This window comes from Nocardia amamiensis, assembly GCF_015477605.1.
GTDB classification, from domain to species: domain Bacteria; phylum Actinomycetota; class Actinomycetes; order Mycobacteriales; family Mycobacteriaceae; genus Nocardia; species Nocardia amamiensis_A.
Map to the genome: position 1 here is coordinate 324968 of NZ_JADLQX010000002.1, position 17649 is coordinate 342616.

General features: G+C 68.9%; 17 protein-coding genes. 11 read left to right on the forward strand and 6 right to left on the reverse strand.

The genetic code is table 11. From position 1 onward, the window contains the following. Window positions 1-31 precede the first annotated feature (31 nt). Window positions 32-550 carry a recombination regulator RecX gene (gene recX / locus IU459_RS04055; RefSeq protein WP_324198729.1) on the forward strand — a complete coding sequence of 173 codons (519 nt, stop codon included), beginning with the start codon at window positions 32-34 and terminating at the stop codon, window positions 548-550. Between the two features lie 85 nt (window positions 551-635). On the opposite strand, the gene IU459_RS04060 is transcribed toward recX, so the two are convergent. From IU459_RS04060 to IU459_RS04080, 5 genes are all read right to left on the reverse strand, one after another. Then, window positions 636-1070 carry a DUF1801 domain-containing protein gene (locus IU459_RS04060; RefSeq protein ID WP_195128057.1) on the reverse strand — a complete coding sequence of 145 codons (435 nt, stop codon included), beginning with the start codon at window positions 1068-1070 and terminating at the stop codon, window positions 636-638. Then, complete coding sequence (locus IU459_RS04065; protein WP_195128058.1) at window positions 1067-1969, reverse strand: amino acid ABC transporter permease; 903 nt, start codon at window positions 1967-1969, stop codon at window positions 1067-1069. The genes IU459_RS04060 and IU459_RS04065 overlap by 4 nt, the downstream gene beginning before the upstream one ends. Continuing rightward, window positions 1966-2646 carry an amino acid ABC transporter permease gene (locus IU459_RS04070; protein ID WP_195128059.1) on the reverse strand — a complete coding sequence of 227 codons (681 nt, stop codon included), beginning with the start codon at window positions 2644-2646 and terminating at the stop codon, window positions 1966-1968. Before IU459_RS04070 ends, IU459_RS04065 begins: the two co-directional genes overlap by 4 nt. A 104-nt stretch (window positions 2647-2750) precedes the next feature. Then, complete coding sequence (locus tag IU459_RS04075; protein WP_195128060.1) at window positions 2751-3587, reverse strand: glutamate ABC transporter substrate-binding protein; 837 nt, start codon at window positions 3585-3587, stop codon at window positions 2751-2753. Between the two features lie 51 nt (window positions 3588-3638). Then, window positions 3639-4367 (reverse strand): amino acid ABC transporter ATP-binding protein, encoded by a 729-nt coding sequence (locus IU459_RS04080; RefSeq protein WP_067479700.1) that lies wholly within the window; start codon window positions 4365-4367, stop codon window positions 3639-3641. A gap of 262 nt (window positions 4368-4629) precedes the next feature. On the opposite strand from IU459_RS04080, the gene miaB reads away from it, so the two are divergent. Together miaB and IU459_RS04090 are read left to right on the forward strand one after the other, a co-directional pair. Beyond that, window positions 4630-6183: a tRNA (N6-isopentenyl adenosine(37)-C2)-methylthiotransferase MiaB gene (gene miaB / locus IU459_RS04085; protein ID WP_195128061.1), complete on the forward strand. Its 1554-nt coding sequence runs from the start codon at window positions 4630-4632 to the stop codon at window positions 6181-6183. Beyond that, window positions 6180-6917, forward strand: a complete 738-nt coding sequence (locus IU459_RS04090) for an Rv2732c family membrane protein (protein ID WP_324198730.1) — start codon at window positions 6180-6182, stop codon at window positions 6915-6917. Before miaB ends, IU459_RS04090 begins: the two co-directional genes overlap by 4 nt. 211 nt (window positions 6918-7128) lie before the next feature. Here the strand turns inward: IU459_RS04090 and IU459_RS04095 are convergent, their stop codons facing one another. Next, the gene (locus tag IU459_RS04095; RefSeq protein WP_195128062.1) at window positions 7129-8505 is read right to left on the reverse strand and encodes a DUF349 domain-containing protein; all 1377 of its coding nucleotides are present in this window, start codon (window positions 8503-8505) and stop codon (window positions 7129-7131) included. Between the two features lie 241 nt (window positions 8506-8746). On the opposite strand from IU459_RS04095, the gene IU459_RS04100 reads away from it, so the two are divergent. From IU459_RS04100 to IU459_RS04135, 8 genes are all read left to right on the forward strand, one after another. Further along, window positions 8747-9511, forward strand: a complete 765-nt coding sequence (locus tag IU459_RS04100) for a hypothetical protein (RefSeq protein WP_195128063.1) — start codon at window positions 8747-8749, stop codon at window positions 9509-9511. Next, the gene (gene miaA, locus IU459_RS04105; protein WP_324198731.1) at window positions 9508-10446 is read left to right on the forward strand and encodes a tRNA (adenosine(37)-N6)-dimethylallyltransferase MiaA; all 939 of its coding nucleotides are present in this window, start codon (window positions 9508-9510) and stop codon (window positions 10444-10446) included. Before IU459_RS04100 ends, miaA begins: the two co-directional genes overlap by 4 nt. Further along, window positions 10443-11279 carry a TrmH family RNA methyltransferase gene (locus IU459_RS04110; protein WP_195128064.1) on the forward strand — a complete coding sequence of 279 codons (837 nt, stop codon included), beginning with the start codon at window positions 10443-10445 and terminating at the stop codon, window positions 11277-11279. Before miaA ends, IU459_RS04110 begins: the two co-directional genes overlap by 4 nt. A gap of 33 nt (window positions 11280-11312) precedes the next feature. Then, complete coding sequence (dapF, locus tag IU459_RS04115; protein WP_195128196.1) at window positions 11313-12194, forward strand: diaminopimelate epimerase; 882 nt, start codon at window positions 11313-11315, stop codon at window positions 12192-12194. 304 nt (window positions 12195-12498) lie between these two features. Beyond that, the gene (hflX, locus tag IU459_RS04120; RefSeq protein WP_195128197.1) at window positions 12499-13947 is read left to right on the forward strand and encodes a GTPase HflX; all 1449 of its coding nucleotides are present in this window, start codon (window positions 12499-12501) and stop codon (window positions 13945-13947) included. Window positions 13948-14284: 337 nt separating this feature from the next. Further along, window positions 14285-15181, forward strand: coding sequence for a lysophospholipid acyltransferase family protein (locus tag IU459_RS04125; protein ID WP_195128065.1), 897 nt, complete (start codon window positions 14285-14287; stop codon window positions 15179-15181). A gap of 202 nt (window positions 15182-15383) precedes the next feature. Then, the gene (locus IU459_RS04130) at window positions 15384-15686 is read left to right on the forward strand and encodes a hypothetical protein (protein WP_195128066.1); all 303 of its coding nucleotides are present in this window, start codon (window positions 15384-15386) and stop codon (window positions 15684-15686) included. Between the two features lie 289 nt (window positions 15687-15975). Then, entirely contained in the window at window positions 15976-17121 is a 1146-nt protein-coding gene (locus IU459_RS04135; protein WP_195128067.1) for an acyl-CoA dehydrogenase family protein, read from the forward strand. Window positions 17122-17649 lie beyond the last annotated feature (528 nt).

Genomic DNA, 17649 nt, shown 5'->3' on the forward strand with positions numbered 1-17649 from the left:
CGGGAACTCTGCAAGCCCCCCGTCGAATCCGGTGGCGGCCGGATCCGAAGGCGGGACGGTCGAGCAGGCGAAAGAGGTGTGTCTTCGCCTGCTCGCCGTCCGGGCGCGCAGTCGAGCGGAGCTGGCTCGGCGCCTGGCCGCCAGGGGGTACGCGCCCGAAGTGAGCGAACGGGCGCTCGATCGCCTGACCGAGGTCGGTCTCGTCGACGACGCCGCCTTCGCCGAGCAGTGGGTGCACTCCCGCCACACCTTCTCCGGCAAAGGAAAACAGGCGCTGGCTCAGGAACTCCGGCGCAAAGGCGTCGCGCAATCGGATGCCGTGTCCGCTCTCGCGGGGATCACCGCCGACGACGAGGAATCTCGCGCCGCCGACCTGGTCCGCCGCAAAATGCGGTCCCTCCCGCGAGACCTGGACCACGACAAGGCGGTCCGGCGTCTCGTCGGCATGCTCGCCCGACGTGGCTACAGCCAGTCCACGGCCTACCGTGTGGTCAAGGCGGCGCTGGCCGACCAGGGCGTCGAGAGCGATCTCATCGACCCCATCGACTGATGGTGCGGCGGGCAGCCGCCGATGGGACGAGTGTTGTGCTCAGCTCGACGCAATACTCGATGCGGCAAGCCGCTCGATCCCGCGTTCATGGCTCGCCGTAGAGCTTCTCTCCGGCGAGCTTGCGCCGCTCCAGTCCGCGCAGGATCTCCCGCACCGTGTCCAGGTTCAGATCGTCCAAGCGCTTGAACCGGATACAGGACTTCCCGCAGCTGACGTTCCCGAGCCGGTCGGCGTACCGCTCCGCCATGTACTCTCCGGCCTCCAGTGCCGAAATATAGAGCGACACATAGTTCTTGCGTGCAGCCAGCGCTACCACCGGCCATTCGCCCGGTTCCTTCATGCTCTTGGACTGGTACGGAATCATCCCGTACCCCAGCATGGGCGCACCCATTCCCTCGGTGAGCACCGCTTCGAAAGTCGGTGCGCTGGAGCGGATCACCACGTCCAGCGCACGCAACTCCGAAGCCCGGTCACCCGCCGCGGCAAGGAACCGTTCGAATTCCGGCTCGTCGATGCTCACGGTCTCGTGGCGATATCGACGCCGGGCGCCGCGTCTGTGATGACGGAGTCCGCGGCGACGACGGCGCCTGCGCCCTTCCCGCGCTTGCGTGCCCGCAGTCGCTGCTCCAGTTTGGTCGCCACCAGGGTCAGCGCGCTGTTGAGCGCGATCATGATGACCGCGATGACCATGAGCGCCGGGACGGTGTTCTGCTCGGCCGCGCCGAGCTGCTGGCCCGAGCGCACGATTTCGACGTAGGTGATCTGGTAACCCAGTGCCGAGTCCTTGAGCGCGACAACCATCTGCGAGATCAGCGCGGGCAGCATCGCCGTGATCGCCTGCGGCAGCAGGATCAAGCGCATCAGCTGGCTCTTGCGCATGCCCAGCGCGACGGCCGCCTCGGTCTGCCCCTTCGGCAGCGACCGGATGCCCGCCCGGACGATCTCCGCGATGACCGAGCCGTTGTAGACGGTCAGCGCGGTGACCACCGCGGCGAGCGCGAGATCCTCGGACTTGAACAGGTCGTAGTCGGAGTACACCGCGAACAGGAAGATCATCAGGATCAGCACCGGGATGGCGCGCGCCACCTCGACGATCGCACCCGCCACCCAGCGCACGGCCCGATGGTCCGACAGCCGCAGCACGCCGAAGATCATGCCGAGGATCAACGCGAGCACGATCGACAGCAGCGCGGCGACGATCGTTCCGCGCAGACCGGGCAGCAGGTAGGTCGACCAGACCTCGGCTTCCAGGAATGGCTTCCACTTCTCGGCGGTGAACTGTCCCTTGTCGGCGAACCCGCGGTAGAGCACCCACACCACCGCGGCCATGGCGACCACGACCAGGACCGAGTAGAAGTTGTTGCGCAGCCTCGCCTTCGGGCCCGGCGCGTCGAACAGAACCGAAGCACCTGAGCTCATCGGGCCACCTCGTAACGCTTGGCCAGCCAGCCGAAGAACAGGCCGGTCGGCAGGGTCAGGATCACGAAGCCGAGCGCGAAGATCGCGCCGATCGCCAGCACCGCGGCCTCGGTCTCGGTCATCTCCGCCATCAGGGTCGCGGCCTCGGCGACGCCGATGGCCGAGGCGATGGTGGAGTTCTTGGTCAGCGCGATCAGCACACTGCCCAGCGGCGCGATGACCGAGCGGAAGGCCTGTGGCAACACGACCAGCCACAGGTTCTGCAGGAACCCGAAGCCGAGCGAGCGGCCTGCCTCGGACTGGCCCATCGGCACGGTGTTGATGCCCGCGCGCAGCGATTCGCAGACGAAGGCGGCGGTGTAGATGCTCAGGCCGACCACAGCGAAGCGGAAGTTGTTCTGCGCCAGCGAATCCGGGCCCTCGCCCGCGAGCCGCCAGCCCATCGTGGTGTAGAGGCCCAGCGACATGAACACGATGATCAGCGTGAGCGGGGTGTTGCGGAAGATGGTGACGTAGCCGGTGCCGACCCAGCGCGCCACCGGCACGGGAGACACCCGCAGCGCGGCGACGACGGTGCCCAGGATCAGCGCGCCGATCGCCGACAGCACGGTCAGCTGGATGGTCACCCAGAAGGCTTCGAGGATTTCGGTGTCGTACCTCGAGATCAGGTCGAACACGACGGACGCGTCCCTCCGATCGGGTTTCGATGGTCAGGGGAAGTGCGGCGGATGGCCCGGCCCGGTCGGGGCCGGGCCACCCGTGCTGGGGAAGACGGAGGAACTCAGTACCGGTTCACCGTCGGCGGCTGCGGGGCTTGGTAGCCCGAGGCGCCGACGGTGGCGTCGAACGCCTTCTTCCAGGAGCCGTCGGCGATCATGGCCTCGATCGCGTCGTTGATCTTGTCGCGCAGTTCCTTGTCGCCCTTCTTCACCCCGATGCCGTAGTTCTCCGTGGTGAACGGCTTGCCGACCACCTTGAACGCGCCGGTGCTCTGCGCGGCGTAGCCGGCCAGGATGATGTCGTCGGTGGTCACCGCGTCCCACGAACCCGCACGCAGACCCTCGAGGCACAGCGAGTAGGTGTCGTTGGCCTGCAACTGGGTGTCGGGGAAGTTCTTGCTGATGTTCTGCGCCGGGGTGGAGCCCTTCACCGAGCAGACCTTCTTGCCCTTCAGGTCGTCGGGGCCGTTGATGGCGTTGTTGTCGGCGCGCACCAGCAGCGACTGGCCCGCGACGTAGTACGGACCGCCGAAGTCGACCTTCTCCTTGCGCTGGTCGTTGATCGAGTAGGTGGCGACGATGTAGTCGACCTGACCGTTCTCGATCAGCGTCTCGCGCTGGCCGGAGGGGGATTCCTTGAAGGTGATGCTCTCAGGCTGCACGCCGAGCTTGCCCGCGACGTACTTGGCCACCTCGACGTCGAAGCCGCTGTAAGAGCCATCCTTGTTGCGCAGGCCCAGACCCGGCTGGTCGAACTTGATGCCGACGGTGAGTTTGCCGTCCTTGGCGTGGTCAAGGGCGGATTTGTCGTCGCCGCCGCCACAGCCGGTGGCGGTCGCGGCGGCGAGTGCCAGGGCGATCGCCCCGACACCGATTCGCAGGGCACGGTTGATCCTCATCGGGTTTCCTTCTCCCTCTCGTGGGTGTTGCTGGCCGCTGTGTCCGGCGGGTCAGTGGCTCAAGATCTTGCCCAGGAAGTCCTTGGCGCGCTCGGACTTCGGGGCGGTGAAGAAGACGTCCGGCGGCGCGTCCTCCACCACCTGGCCGTCGGCCATGAACAGCACCCGGTTTCCGGCGCGGCGGGCGAACCCCATCTCGTGGGTGACGACCAGCATGGTCATCCCGTCCTTGGCCAGCGACACCATCACCTCGAGCACCTCGTTGACCATCTCCGGGTCCAGCGCCGAGGTCGGCTCGTCGAACAGCATCACTTTCGGGTTCATCGCCAGCGCGCGGGCGATCGCGACGCGCTGCTGCTGCCCGCCGGAGAGCTGGGCCGGGTACTTCTCGGCCTGATTGGCGATGCCGACCCGGTCGAGCAGTTCCATGGCCCGGGTGCGGGCGGCGTCCTTCTTGATCTTGCGGACCTTGATCGGCGCGAGCATGACGTTCTCCACGATCGTCTTGTGCGCGAACAAGTTGAACGACTGGAATACCATGCCGACATCGGCGCGCAGCGCGGCCAGCGCGCGGCCCTCGGCGGGCAGCGGGACACCGTCGACGGCGATGTCGCCGGAGTCGATGGGTTCCAGGCGGTTGATGGTGCGGCACAGCGTCGACTTGCCGGAACCCGAGGGGCCCAGAACGATGACGACCTGTCCTTTGGGGACCTCGAGGTTGATGTCCTGGAGTACGTGCAGGTCGCCGAAGTGTTTGTCCACATTGCGCATCGAGATCATCGGCGGCGCGCTGGTGGCGGCGCTGACGGCCCCGGCAGGAGCGTCCCCGGTCGTGTCGGGGATGGCGGCGTCATCGGTCATGGTCAAGACCTTAAGCAAAAAACGGGGATTTGCCCGGGTTTCGGCGACACACCGTCGCGACACGCCGATACAACACATCGGCGCAACGTTATGGCCCGTGCCGAGGGCGACCGGAGATTTGCCCGCGAGCCTGCACCGATGCCCGCGAAACCCGCCGGACGCGGCCCCGTACCCTTAATGGGTGGATTCGATCGGACAGGCGGTGTTGACTCCAGCGCCCGCCGAGGGCACAGCACGCAGTTACGAGGTCCGCACCTTCGGTTGCCAGATGAACGTGCACGATTCCGAACGCTTGTCGGGCCTGCTGGAGGACGCGGGATACGTGAAAGCCGCGCCCGGCGCGACGGCAGACCTCGTCGTGTTCAACACCTGCGCGGTGCGCGAGAACGCCGACAACAAGCTCTATGGCACGCTCGGCCACCTGGCGCCGATCAAGGCGGGCCGCCCCGGCATGCAGATCGCCGTCGGCGGCTGCCTGGCGCAGAAGGACCGCGACGTCGTGGTGCGCAAAGCGCCGTGGGTGGATGTCGTCTTCGGCACGCACAACATCGGCTCGCTGCCGGTGCTGCTGGAGCGGGCCCGGCACAACCGGGAAGCCCAGGTGGAGATCCTGGAATCGCTGGAGGCGTTCCCTTCCACCCTGCCGGCCAAGCGTGAATCGGCCTACGCGGGCTGGGTCTCCATCTCGGTCGGCTGCAACAACACCTGCACCTTCTGCATCGTGCCGGCCTTGCGCGGCAAGGAGGTCGACCGCCGCCCCGGTGACGTGCTCGCCGAGGTGCAGGCACTGGTCGGCCAAGGCGTGCTCGAGGTGACCTTGCTCGGCCAGAACGTGAACTCCTATGGCGCGTCGTTCGCCGACCCGGCCGAGCCGCGCGACCGCGGCGCGTTCGCAAAGCTGCTGCGCGCGTGCGGAAGCATCGACGGCTTGGAGCGGGTTCGCTTCACCTCGCCGCATCCGGCCGAGTTCACCGATGACGTGATCGAGGCGATGGCCGAGACCCCGAACATCTGCCCGCAGCTGCACATGCCCTTGCAGTCCGGTTCGGACCGGGTGCTCAAGGCCATGCGGCGCTCCTACCGCAAGGCCCGCTACCTGGGGATCATCGACAAAGTGCGTGCCGCGATGCCGCACGCGGCGATCACCACCGACATCATCGTCGGCTTCCCCGGCGAGACCGAGGAGGACTTCCAGGAGACCTTGGACGTGGTCCGGCAGGCGCGCTTCACCAGCGCGTACACCTTCCAGTACTCCAAGCGCCCCGGCACGCCCGCCGCCGACATGCCCGATCAGCTGCCCAAAGCCGTCGTGCAGGAGCGCTACGACCGGCTGATCGCGCTGCAGGAGGAGATCTCCCTGGCCGCCAACCAGGAGCTGATCGGCACCGAGGTGGAGCTGCTGGTCGCCGACGGGGCGGGCAAGAAGAACGCCGCGACCGCCAGGATGAGCGGCCGTGCCCGTGACGGCAGGCTGGTGCACTTCCGTCCCGGTGACACCGCGGAGCCGATCCGCCCCGGCGATCTGGTCACCGTCGACATCACCGGCGCCGCCCCGCATCATCTGATCGCCGACGCCGCGGTCAAGACCCATCGCCGCACCCGCGCCGGTGACGCGCACGAGCGCGGCGTCACGCCGAAGACCGAGCCCATCGGTGTGGGTCTGGGCCTGCCGCGCATCGGCGCTCCTGCTCCCGAGGCGGCGGCCGCGGGCTGCTCGACCGGCTGCGGCGCATGACTACTAGGCCGGACGACGAAGGCGCCCCGCGCGGCGCCGACGGGGCCGAACCCGTCTCCGGCGACGACGAGCGCGGCGCGTCCGCGGAGACCCCGCGGCAGGCAGGGGAGTCCCCGAGCGTCTCCGGCGACGACGAACGAAACGAGGATTCAGTGAGCTCGGTCGAGAGCACCAACGACTTCGAACAGTTCCGCGACGATCTGGACGCCGTCGAGCGCAGGATCGCGGGGGAGATCGACCCGGGCGTCCGCGCCATGGTGGTGGCGGGAGCGGTGTTCCTGCTGCTGGCGTCGCTGGTCCTGCCGCACGCGGGCACGGCACGCGGCTTCGACGTGCTGTTGAACACCGAAGTGGCGAGCACCGAGCACATCGGGCTGCCCTCCCGGGTCTTCGTATGGTTCCTCGTGGTCTTCGGCATCGGCTTCTCGACGCTGGCGCTGATGACACGCCGCTGGGTGCTGGCCTGGATCGCCGTCGCGGGCAGCGCCGTCGCCAGCGTGTTCGGCGTCCTCTCGATCTGGCACCGCCAGACCCCCGGTCTCGGCAACTACGTCGGCGCAGGCCCCGGCATCGGCCTGATCCTCGGCGCGATCGTTGCGATCGTGCTCACGTTCCACTGGGTGCGCGTGGTGTGGAGCCGCACCGCGCTGCACTTGGCCGCCGAAGAGCAGCGCCGCAACGCCGCCGCGGCCGCGGAGGAACGCGACCGCCGCCGCCTCACCGGCGAATCCTGACCGGAGCTTGCGCAAACGACAAGTCAGCTCGGGGTATTGGCCGCACAGCAACGGTCCCTCCGATCGGAGGGACCGCTGTCGTTGATCGGGGCCGGTACCCGGCCTAGTGAGTGTTGCCGGAGGTAGTCCGTCATCAAGCCCGCGCCGGGGCGAGCGGCGGCTCGAGGTAGTCGCTTGTGCGCCGGGCCGAGCGGAGGCTCGAGGCAGCCGCTCAGCGGTTGCTGACGGCCCCTTCGGCGGCCTCGGCCCACTCGCGCCACTGTTTGGCCTGCTCCAGCGCCTTCTCCGCGTCGCGGACGTTGCCCGCGGCCTGCGCCTTGGCGGCCTGTTCCTCGAATTGCGCCACACGCTCGCGGAACTGGGCGGCTCGTGCCACCGCCTCCGGGTCGGTGCGCCGCCACTGCGCGTCGACGGCGTCGCGGACGCGCTTCTCGATCGCGCGCAGCTTGCCTTCCAGTTCCTGCATGCGGTCGCGCGGCACCTTGCCGATGGCGTCCCATTTGTCCTGAAGCTCGCGCAGCGCGCTGCGGGCGGCCTCCAGGTCGGCGGCGGGGTCGATGTGCGCGTAGGCCTCGAGCAGTTGCTCTTTGTCCGCCGCGTGCTGCTCGAACTCGGCGTCGCGTTCGGAGACCGCGGCGTTGCGGGCGGCGAAGAACACGTCCTGTGCGCTCTTGAAGCGCCGCCACAGCGCCTCGTCGGCCTCGCGCGGCGCCCGACCGGCAGCCTTCCACTCGGCGAGCAGGTCACGGAAGATGCCTGCGGTGGTCACCCAGTCGGTGGAGCCGGACAGCTCCTCGGCGCGCACGCACAGTTCCTCCTTGCGTGCCTTCGCGGCGGCGCGTTCGCGATCCAGTTCGGCGAAGTGCGCGCCGCGGCGGCGGTTGAACGCCTCGCGTGCCTTGGAGTAGCGCTTCCACAGCGCGTCGTCGACCTTGCGGTCCACGCCGCGGATGGACTTCCACTCCTCGAGGATCTCGCGCAGCCGATCGCCCGCGGCCTTCCACTGAGTGGACTCGGCGGCGATCTTCTCCGCCTCAGCGGCCAGCGCCTCCTTGCGCTCGGTGTGCTCATGGCGGGCGCGCTCTTTCTCTTCCTTCGCGTGCGCGGCCGCTTCCTCGGAGTGCTCGGCGATGGCCTGCAGGCGCCGTGCCAGGCCCTCGATGTCGCCGATGACCGCGGCGGTCGGCAGCGATTCGGCCAGCGCCATGGCGGCGGCCTTGGTCTTGCGGGCGTCCGCGCCGGCCGCCAGCCTGGCCTCCAGCAGGGCGATCTCGGTGGCCAGGTCGTCGAACCGGCGGCCGAAGTGGGCCAGGCCTTCGGCGGCGTCACCGGCCTGCCAGGAGCCGACCTGGCGTTCGCCCTCGGCCGTCTTCACCCACGCGGTGCCGTCCTCGTCGACCCGGCCCCACAGGCTGGGATCGGAGACGGTGGGCACGACGACGGGGTGTGGGTGTTGCTGGGCCGGGCCCGGGGCGGGTTTGACCGCGTGCGGCTTGGGCGGTTGAACCGAGCTACCGGGTTTCGGAGCTCCGGAAGAGCGCGGCATCTTGCCGGGGCTGGCTTTCGCGGTTCCGTTGCTGTCGGTCATTTTTCCTCGTCCCTGCCGCGCGTCACGGCTGCCTGGTTACGCCCTAGCTCATCCCATTCAACCCGGTCCGAGCCCTTGTGACCATCGATCCTTGCCTTCCCGCGGAGGAAATCCCGGGGATTCCAACCCCTGATGACCTGGGTTGTAGCTTCTCGAACACTATCAATCCCGGGCGTGTTTACGGCAGAGACACTCGAAGCCGCGCGGGGCCGGTGGTCTGGGCAACGACTACGGTTACGACGTGTTCTCGATCGCCGCCCTCGTTCCCTCGCCGCCCATCCTGGTGCCCGAGCTGTGCGGCGGGTTGGCGGACGTGGCGGGGACGGGCGAACCCGACTCGCGCGCCGTGCTACGGGCTGCGGTACTCGACACCGTGCGCGCTTTCGCGTCGGTGACCGACCAGTGGGTGGTGGTCGGCCCGGGTGCGGCCGAGGCATGCTTCGGTCCGGCTTCCGTCGGCACGTTCCGTGGATTCGGCGCCGACGTCCGAGTGGGTTTCTCCGCAGCCGCGGTCGCAGGCGCGGCGCCGGCGGATCCGGAACTGCCGCTGGCCGTGCTGATCGCCGGGTGGCTGCGCGGGCAGGTCGCGCCGGGCGCCGTCGCCGAGGCACGCATCGTGGCGGCGGACGCACCGCCGGAGCATTGCGGCGAGCTCGGGGCGAAGCTGCGCGCCGACCTCGACGGCGCCACCGAGCGGCGCGGCGTGCTGGTGGTCGCCGACGGCGCGGCGACCCTGTCCACGAAGGCGCCCGGCTACCTGGACGAGCGGGCCCGTCCCGCGCAGGACGAACTCGATCGTGCTCTGACCGCGGGGGACCGCGCCGCGCTCACGGCGCTGGATCCGGGATTGTGCGCTGAACTGGTCCTCGCGGGACGTCCCGCCTACCAAGTGCTGGCCGGGCTTTTCCGCGCCGATCCGGTGGTCGAGACGCGCTATCGCGACGCGCCCTTCGGCGTCGGCTACCACGCGAGTCTCTGGCGCCCAGCGGAAGAGGACGCCCCGTGACGGATTCCGGCATCACGCCCATCGCTGTCGTCGGCCCCACCGCCACCGGCAAATCCGACCTCGCCTTGGATCTGGCCGAACGGCTCGGCGGCGAGATCGTGAACATCGACGCCATGCAGCTCTACCGCGGCATGGACGTCGGCACCGCGAAGCTGCCCGTCGCGCAGCGGCGCGGCATCCCGCACCACCAGCTCGACGTGCTCGAGGTGACCGACACCGCGTCCGTGGCCGCCTACCAGGCGGCGGCAGGCGCGGACGTCGACGCGATCATGCGGCGCGGGCATGTCCCGGTCATCGTGGGCGGTTCGATGATGTACGTCCAGGCGCTGCTGGATCAATGGGACTTCCCGGCTACCGATCCGGCCGTGCGGGCGCGCTGGGAAGCGGTGCTCGCCGAGAGCGGTGTCGCGGCGGTGCACGCGGCGCTGCGCGAGGCCGATCCGGCGGCGGCGGCCACCATCTTGCCCACCGACGGGCGGCGCCTGGTGCGCGCGCTCGAGGTCGTGGAACTCACCGGGCAACCGTTCGCCGCCTCGGCGCCGACGATAGGGCAGCCGCGCTGGGGCACGATCATCATCGGCGTGGACCGGGAGACAGCGGCACTGGACGCGCGGATCGAGCAGCGCACCGACGCGATGTTCGCGGGCGGGCTGGTCGAGGAGGTTCGCGGCCTGATCGAGCGTGGTCTGCGCGAGGGCGTCACGGCCCGCCGCGCCATCGGCTACGCACAAGTCCTGGCCTACCTGGACAACGAATACGACCTGAACCACGCGCGGGAACGCACGCTGATCGGCACCCGGCGCTACGTGCGCAGGCAGCGCTCCTGGTTCCGGCGCGATCCTCGGGTGCGGTGGGTGGACGGTGCCACGGCCGATCTGGTGGCGACGACGCTGGCCCTGCTCGATGAGAAAGAGAAAGAACGGACTCCGCAGTGACCCGACGTGTCAGCACACGCAACGCCTCCGTCCAGGTGTGGCAGGCCTATCTGAACAACCGCACCAAACGTCATCGAGACGGCCGGTTCCTGGTGCAGGGAGTTCGTCCGATCACCCAGGCCGTGGCCAACGACTGGCCGCTGGAGACACTGCTGTATCGCCTCGGCGGCCCGGAGCTGTCGAGCTGGGCGCGCCAGCTGCTGGACACCAGCGCGGTCCCGCAGGTCGGACTGGTGCCCGAGCTGATGGCCGAGCTCGGCGAAAAGAGCGGCGGGGTACCGGAACTGGTGGCCGTCGCGATGTCGCGGCAGCCGGAGCTGGAGACCTTCGAGCCGGGCGAGCCGGGGGAGGACGCGCCGGTGGTCGTGGTGTTCGACCGCCCCAACTCACCGGGCAATCTGGGCACGCTGATCCGCTCGGCCGACGCCTTCGGCGCCGACGGCGTCATCGTCACCGGGCACGGTGCCGATCAGTACGACCCGCAGGCCGTGCGCGCCTCGACGGGTTCGCTGTTCGCGGTGCCGGTGATGCGCGCCGCCGGGCCCGCGCAGGTGCTCGAGTTCCGCAACCGGCAGGTGCGCCGCGGCATTCCTACCCGGATCGTCGGCACAGACGAGCACGGGCATTGTGCCGCCTACGACTACGACTTCACCGACGCGACGATACTGGTCGTCGGCAACGAGACCAGCGGGATGAGTTCGGCCTGGCAGGCGGCCTGCGACGATATGGTGCACATTCCGATGGGTGGCACGGCCAGTTCACTGGGTGCGCCCTCGGCCGCGGCGGTGGCCCTCTACGAAATTTCCCGGCAGCGCCGCACGTTTGCCAAGTGACGACGAGAGAGGGAGACAGCGCACGTGCCGGATATCGAGTTCACCAAGGGGCACGGCACCCAGAACGACTTCGTGGTGCTGCCGGACCCGCATGCCGAGCTGGCGCTGACTCCGGCGCAGGTCGCCGCGCTGTGTGATCGGCAGCGCGGGCTCGGCGCGGACGGTGTGCTGCGGGTCGCGCGCGCCGGTGCGCTGTACGCCGCGGGTGTGCTCGCGGAGATTCCGGACGGCGTCGGAGCCGAGGACTGGTTCATGGACTACCGCAACGCCGACGGGTCGGTCGCCGAGATGTGCGGCAACGGCGTGCGCGTCTTCGCCCATTACCTGGCGGCGTCGGGCCTGGAGACCCGCGACAGCTACGTCGTCGGCAGCCGGGCCGGAGCGCGCCCGGTCACCGTGCACGCCGGGGACGCGGTCGACGGCGAGGTCACCGTCGGCATGGGACCGGTGCGCGAACTGGGCGAATCCACCGCGACCATCGCGGGCTGGGCGCTGTCCGGGATCGGAATCGACGTCGGCAACCCGCACTTGGCCTGCGTCGATCCAGGCATGTCCGTGGAGGCGCTCGGCAAGCTCGACCTGACCGTGCCGCCCGGCTTCGATCCGGACCTGTTCCCGCACGGGGTGAACGTGGAGATCGTCACCGCGCTGGACGACGAGCGCTCGGTCGACATGCGGGTCTATGAGCGCGGCGTCGGCGAAACGCGTTCCTGCGGCACCGGCACCGTCGCCGCGGCCGCCGCGGCGCTGGCCGCCGACGGTTTCCGGATCGCCGAGGACACCGGGCGGGTGACCGTCCGGGTGCCCGGCGGAGCGCTGACCGTCGGCTTGGAGCGCGGCTCGGCGTGGCTGCGCGGGCCGTCGGTCCTGGTGGCCAGCGGCCGCCTCGCCGAATCCTGGTGGAACGGCCTGTGAGCCGCAGCGCGCTCACACCCCTGCCGGTGGCGCGGTAACAGCGTCCCGCCGACCATCTGCGCGGTGCCTGGGCGCGACGGCGGTCGTCCCTGGGGCGCGGTGGTGCCACCGCTGCGCGCGGCCCGCGGATAACCGGGTGCGTGCTGCGGTGATGTCGTGGCAGCATGGATGGTGTATGAGGAAATCAAAGACGTATGAATTCACCCCGGCGGACGCGGATGATCGCTCCGCCGAGACCTCCGACGACCTTGCGACCGGTGCGGATGCCGTGACCGGTGACGTCGTCGCCGAGCACGCCGCCCGCATGCGGCGTTCGGGCTGGTCGGCAGATCCGACCGTGGGTGAGCTCCAGCTCGATGAGCGCAGCTCCCTGCGCCGCGTGGCGGGCCTGTCCACCGAGCTCACCGACATCACCGAGGTCGAGTACCGGCAGCTGCGCCTGGAACGCGTCGTGCTGGTCGGCGTCTGGACGGCGGGAACCGCCGCGCAGGCGGAGGCGAGCATGGCCGAGCTGGCGGCGCTGGCCGAAACAGCGGGCTCACAGGTGCTCGAGGCGCTGATCCAGCGCCGTGACCGCCCCGACCCGGCCACCTACATCGGCTCCGGCAAGGCCGACGAGCTGCGCTCCGTGGTGCTGGAAACCGGCGCCGACACCGTGATCTGCGACGGTGAGCTGACCCCGGCGCAGCTGACCGCGCTGGAGAAGGTCGTCAAGGTGAAGGTGGTCGACCGGACCGCGCTGATCCTGGACATCTTCGCTCAGCACGCCACCTCCCGCGAGGGCAAGGCGCAGGTCTCGCTGGCCCAGATGGAATACATGCTGCCGCGGCTGCGCGGTTGGGGCGAGTCCATGTCCCGGCAGGCCGGTGGTCGCGCGGGCAGCAACGGTGGCGTGGGTCTGCGTGGCCCCGGTGAGACCAAGATCGAAACCGATCGTCGGCGCATCCGCGAGCGGATGGCGAAACTGCGCCGCGAGATCCGGGAGATGAAGACCGCGCGCGACACCATGCGGGCGCGGCGCACCTCCAGCGGCATCCCGTCGGTGGCGATCGTCGGCTACACCAACGCGGGCAAGTCGAGCCTGATGAACGCCCTCACCGGCTCCGGAGTGCTGGTGCAGGACGCGCTGTTCGCCACCCTCGACCCGACCACCCGGCGAGCCGAGCTCGACGACGGCCGCGAGGTGGTCTTCACCGACACCGTCGGCTTCGTCCGCCACCTGCCCACCCAGCTGGTCGAGGCGTTCCGTTCCACGCTGGAGGAGGTGACCGGCGCCGACCTGCTGCTGCACGTGGTGGACGGCTCGGACGCGCTGCCCGCCGAGCAGATCAAGGCCGTGCGCGAGGTGATCACGGACGTGATCAAGGAATCCGGCACGCCGCCCCCGCCGGAACTGCTGGTGGTCAACAAGACCGACGCAACCTCACCCACTGATCTCACCCACCTGCGCGCGCTGTTGCCGGACGCCTCGTTCGTCTCCGTGCACCGCGGGCTGGGCATCGACGCGCTGCGCGAGCGGCTCGCCGAGATGCTCGGCGGTCTGGACGTGGAGATCAGTGTGCTGCTGCCGTACACGCGCGGCGACCTGCTGGCCCGCATCCACGCCGATGGCCGCATCCTGAGTTCCGACCACGAGGAGGGCGGCACGCGGGTTCGCGCGCGCGTCCCGCACGCACTCGCCGCCGCGGTGTCCGAGTACGCGCATGCGGGCACGGGCGGTGCGCATGGGGACGGCGAGCACGTCTCCGCGTAGACGTGTGGGTCCGGTGGTGTCGTTCGCTCGCTTCGAAGACGCCGGTGCGCCGATCGCGAGACGGACTCCGCCAGGGGCGGCGCGCTGCGCACGCCAGCGGTGTCGGGGTCGAGCGCCGATCGGTGACTTCCGCTGTCGTGTGGGCGTATTCACATCGAACCAGGACCCTGCGGCTGGCCGACCCGCGATGACGTGCGAATTCGTCGTGCGCTCCCCGGTGCGACCGGTGCGCCGGTCGATCGGCAACACCGGGCGTGTCGCGGCGTGACGCGCACATTCGATGCGACGCAGTCTATTTCGTTACGCTATCGTCAGCGAATCGACATCAGGAGGGTTCATGTCGGACGCCCGCTCCGGTTCCGGTACCAGCCGATCCGGCGCCGTGGACAGCGCTGATCCGGTGCTCAGCGACGGTGCGCCGCTGTCGGTTTCGCTGACCGACACCGATCTGCGGTTTATCGACACCCTGCTCGCGCCACTGCGTGCGTGGACCAGCCCGCGCTTCTACGGTTTGGAGAACATTCCCGCCGAGGGGCCGGTGCTGCTGGTCGGCAACCACAACCTGCTGGGTGGCATCGACGCCCCGTTGTTGCTACCCGAGGTGCTGCGCCGCCGCGGCCGCCTGATCCGCGGTCTCGCCGAGAACGTGCTGATCAACGTCCCCGGCGTGCGTCACCTGCTGCACCACTTCGGCTCGGTGCGCGGGACGAGGTCCAACTGCCTGACCCTGCTCGCCCGGGGCGAGGCAGTCATGGTCTTCCCCGGCGGCGGTCGCGAGGCGGTACGCCGCAAGAACGAGAAGTACATGCTGAAGTGGGAGGGACGAAGCGGCTTCGCGCACATGGCGATCGAGGCGGGCGCCCCGATCGTGCCGGTCGCGATGATCGGCGTCGACGACGCCTACGACATCGTGGTCGACGGCGACCATCCGCTCCTGCGCCCGCTGCGCTGGACCGTGGAGGCACTCGGGCTCAGCCGCGAGCTCACCCCTCCGCTGATCCGCGGTGTCGGACCCACCGTCATTCCGCGGCCCGAGCGTTTCTACTTCTCCGCAGGCGCGCCGATCGACCCTGCGCCCTGGCGCGGTTCACGCGACAAGCACACGGCTGCAACGGAATTCCGCGACGTCGTGCGTAAGGCACTGGAGGAGGAACTGAAGTTCCTCTTCGCCGAACGGGAGCGCGACCAAGGGCGCACCCTGGTGGGCCGTGTGCGTGGTTGGCTGAAACGCTGACGGCTCCCGCGCTTTTCGGAATCCGTAGCGTGGTGGTCGAGGGTGCGCCCCGGTGCTTTCCTCCGATCGCCGGTTAGGGCCCTGTCGAATATGTCCTGGACGATCACGGTCTAGCCGCCAGCGATTTGGTAGATCGTGGAAGACACGATGCGCGCTCGAGCCGATTTCAGGGGAGTCCTCTCCGTCCTTCAGGATGGTGTCCATGGTCGGTGAACCCCTGTGCGTGTCCCTCGACGAGCTGCGCCGAGCGATCGATGTGCTGCTGGATCATGTCGAGGCGGCTACGGCCGGCGAGACGGTTGCTTTGGATAAAGACTACTTTTGGTCCATCCCGCCGGGCGAGCTCTACGACGTGTACAACAAGCCAGCCGACCTGACGATCGGTCAGCTCTCCGAGTGCTGGCAGCATCTGAAGGATCTGCTCGCCGATTCGGATGGAGCGCTGGGATACCACCTGGTGTGGCTGGCCGACATCCTCCGGGCAATGGGCCACGAAATCTCCTGAAAGCGGCCAGCAACCCGACAACGCGTCCGCCACGGTTCTTCTCCCGTCCGAGCCGAGCGAGGATCGAGCATGCCCGTTCGGGGCCCAGGGGGGCCGTGACCGCGCCGTAGGTCCGCGGGTCGAACCCGCCGTTTGCCGAGAATCTCATCAGTCGCTCCGAGGCCGCGCCGCCGGTCCAGGTGAGACCGCTGTCCAGGCCCAGAAGTAAACAGCGATTCTCGTTCCGGGTACCGTATGAGGCAACGACTGGTCGGTGTGGACCGGCCGGTGTGGTCACTAGGAGGTTGGCGTGGAGCGCACACTGTTCGAACCCGAACATGAGCTGTTCCGGGAGTCGTTCCGCAAGTTTCTCGATCAGCACGTCGCGCCGAACCACGCGCAGTGGGAAGAGCAGGGGATCGTCGACCGGGAGGTCTGGCTCGAGGCCGGTAAGCAGGGCTTTCTCGGCATGGCCATGCCGGAGCAGTACGGCGGCGGCGGGGTGCAGGATTTCCGCTACAACGCCATCGTGGCCGAGGAGTCGGTGCGCGGGCAGTACTCCGGTCTCGGCTTCGCGCTGCACAACGATGTGATCGCCCCTTATCTGCTGGAGCTGGCCACCGACGAGCAGAAGCAGCGCTGGTTGCCCGGCTTTTGTTCCGGTGAGATCATCACCGCGATCGCGATGACCGAGCCCGGCACGGGTTCGGACCTGCAGGGCATCAAGACCCGCGCGGTGCGCGACGGCGACGACTGGATCCTCAACGGCGCCAAGACCTTCATCACCAACGGCATCAACTCCGACATCGTGATCGTGGTCGCCCAGACCGACCCGGACAAGGGCGCGATGGGCTTCAGTCTGTTCGTGGTGGAGCGCGGCATGCACGGCTTCGAGCGCGGCCGAAACCTGGACAAGCTCGGCCTCAAGGCTCAGGACACCGCCGAGCTGAGCTTCACCGACGTGCGCGTGCCCGGCGCGAACCTGCTCGGCACCGAGGGGATGGGTTTCCTGCACCTCATGCACAACCTGCCGCAGGAGCGTCTGTCGATCGCCGTCATGGCGGCCGCGGCCATGGAATCCTGCCTCGACATGACCATCCAGTACGTCCGCGATCGCAAGGCGTTCGGCAAGCCCATCGGCGCCCAGCAGAACACCCGCTTCGTGCTCGCCGAACTGGCCACCAAGACCACCGCGGTACGGCTGATGGTGGACAAGTTCATCGAACTGCTCAACGAGGGCAAGCTCACCGCCGAGGACGCCGCCATGGCCAAGTGGTGGACCACCGAAGAACAGCTCGACCTGATCAACCGCTGCCTGCAACTGCACGGCGGCTACGGCTACATGAAGGAATACCCGATCGCCAAGGCCTACATGGACGCCCGCGTCCAGACCATCTACGGCGGCACCACCGAGATCATGAAGGAAATCATCGGTCGCAGTTTGAAACTGTCCTGACAGAGGCGGTTTCTCACAAGGCCCCGCCGGTGGGCGGCCACCGGCGCCGGGCCCCACGTGCTCGGCTGCTACGGCCTCGGTCCCGACATTGCATCAGCGCTGATCTTCACCTCCAGTGACGACCATTCTGCTGGCGCTTGCCCGTTCAGCCGCCGTGCGCGCGACCGCTGGCCCGCCGTGCACCGATGGAGCGATCGCGCATAGGCCGGTCTCGTAGTGGCCGGGATGGTCGCGGCGATGGCGTACTGCTGCGCACCTGTGGTTTCTGGCCATGCCGATGCTGTTCCGCGCGTACTGGGTGATCCGGCGTCCGGTTCAACCCTCGGCAAGGCTTCCCAGGGCGCCGCGTTGACCGGCGGGCATCGATGCTGAGCCTCGGCCTGTTCTTCACCACCCCAACCCGCTGGAACTGCATCGACGAGCCGGTCCGAGGCAACTGCGTCGGCGGCGTTCGGGCGTCCAGCGTCGGCCGATACCCCCACATCGAGGATATTCAGGCTGCCCGGATCGCAGACCGAGCCGGGCGGG

Bases quoted from the DNA above. Each gene is read 5' to 3' on its own strand.
- IU459_RS04065 (WP_195128058.1), bottom strand. From the start codon at position 1,969: ATGAGCTCAGGTGCTTCGGTTCTGTTCGACGCGCCGGGCCCGAAGGCG.
- IU459_RS04075 (WP_195128060.1), bottom strand. From the start codon at position 3,587: ATGAGGATCAACCGTGCCCTGCGAATCGGTGTCGGGGCGATCGCCCTG.
- IU459_RS04080 (WP_067479700.1), bottom strand. From the start codon at position 4,367: ATGATCTCGATGCGCAATGTGGACAAACACTTCGGCGACCTGCACGTA.
- IU459_RS04090 (WP_324198730.1), top strand. From the start codon at position 6,180: ATGACTACTAGGCCGGACGACGAAGGCGCCCCGCGCGGCGCCGACGGG.
- IU459_RS04095 (WP_195128062.1), bottom strand. From the start codon at position 8,505: ATGACCGACAGCAACGGAACCGCGAAAGCCAGCCCCGGCAAGATGCCG.
- hflX (WP_195128197.1), top strand. From the start codon at position 12,499: ATGCGGCGTTCGGGCTGGTCGGCAGATCCGACCGTGGGTGAGCTCCAG.
- IU459_RS04125 (WP_195128065.1), top strand. From the start codon at position 14,285: ATGTCGGACGCCCGCTCCGGTTCCGGTACCAGCCGATCCGGCGCCGTG.
- IU459_RS04130 (WP_195128066.1), top strand. From the start codon at position 15,384: ATGGTCGGTGAACCCCTGTGCGTGTCCCTCGACGAGCTGCGCCGAGCG.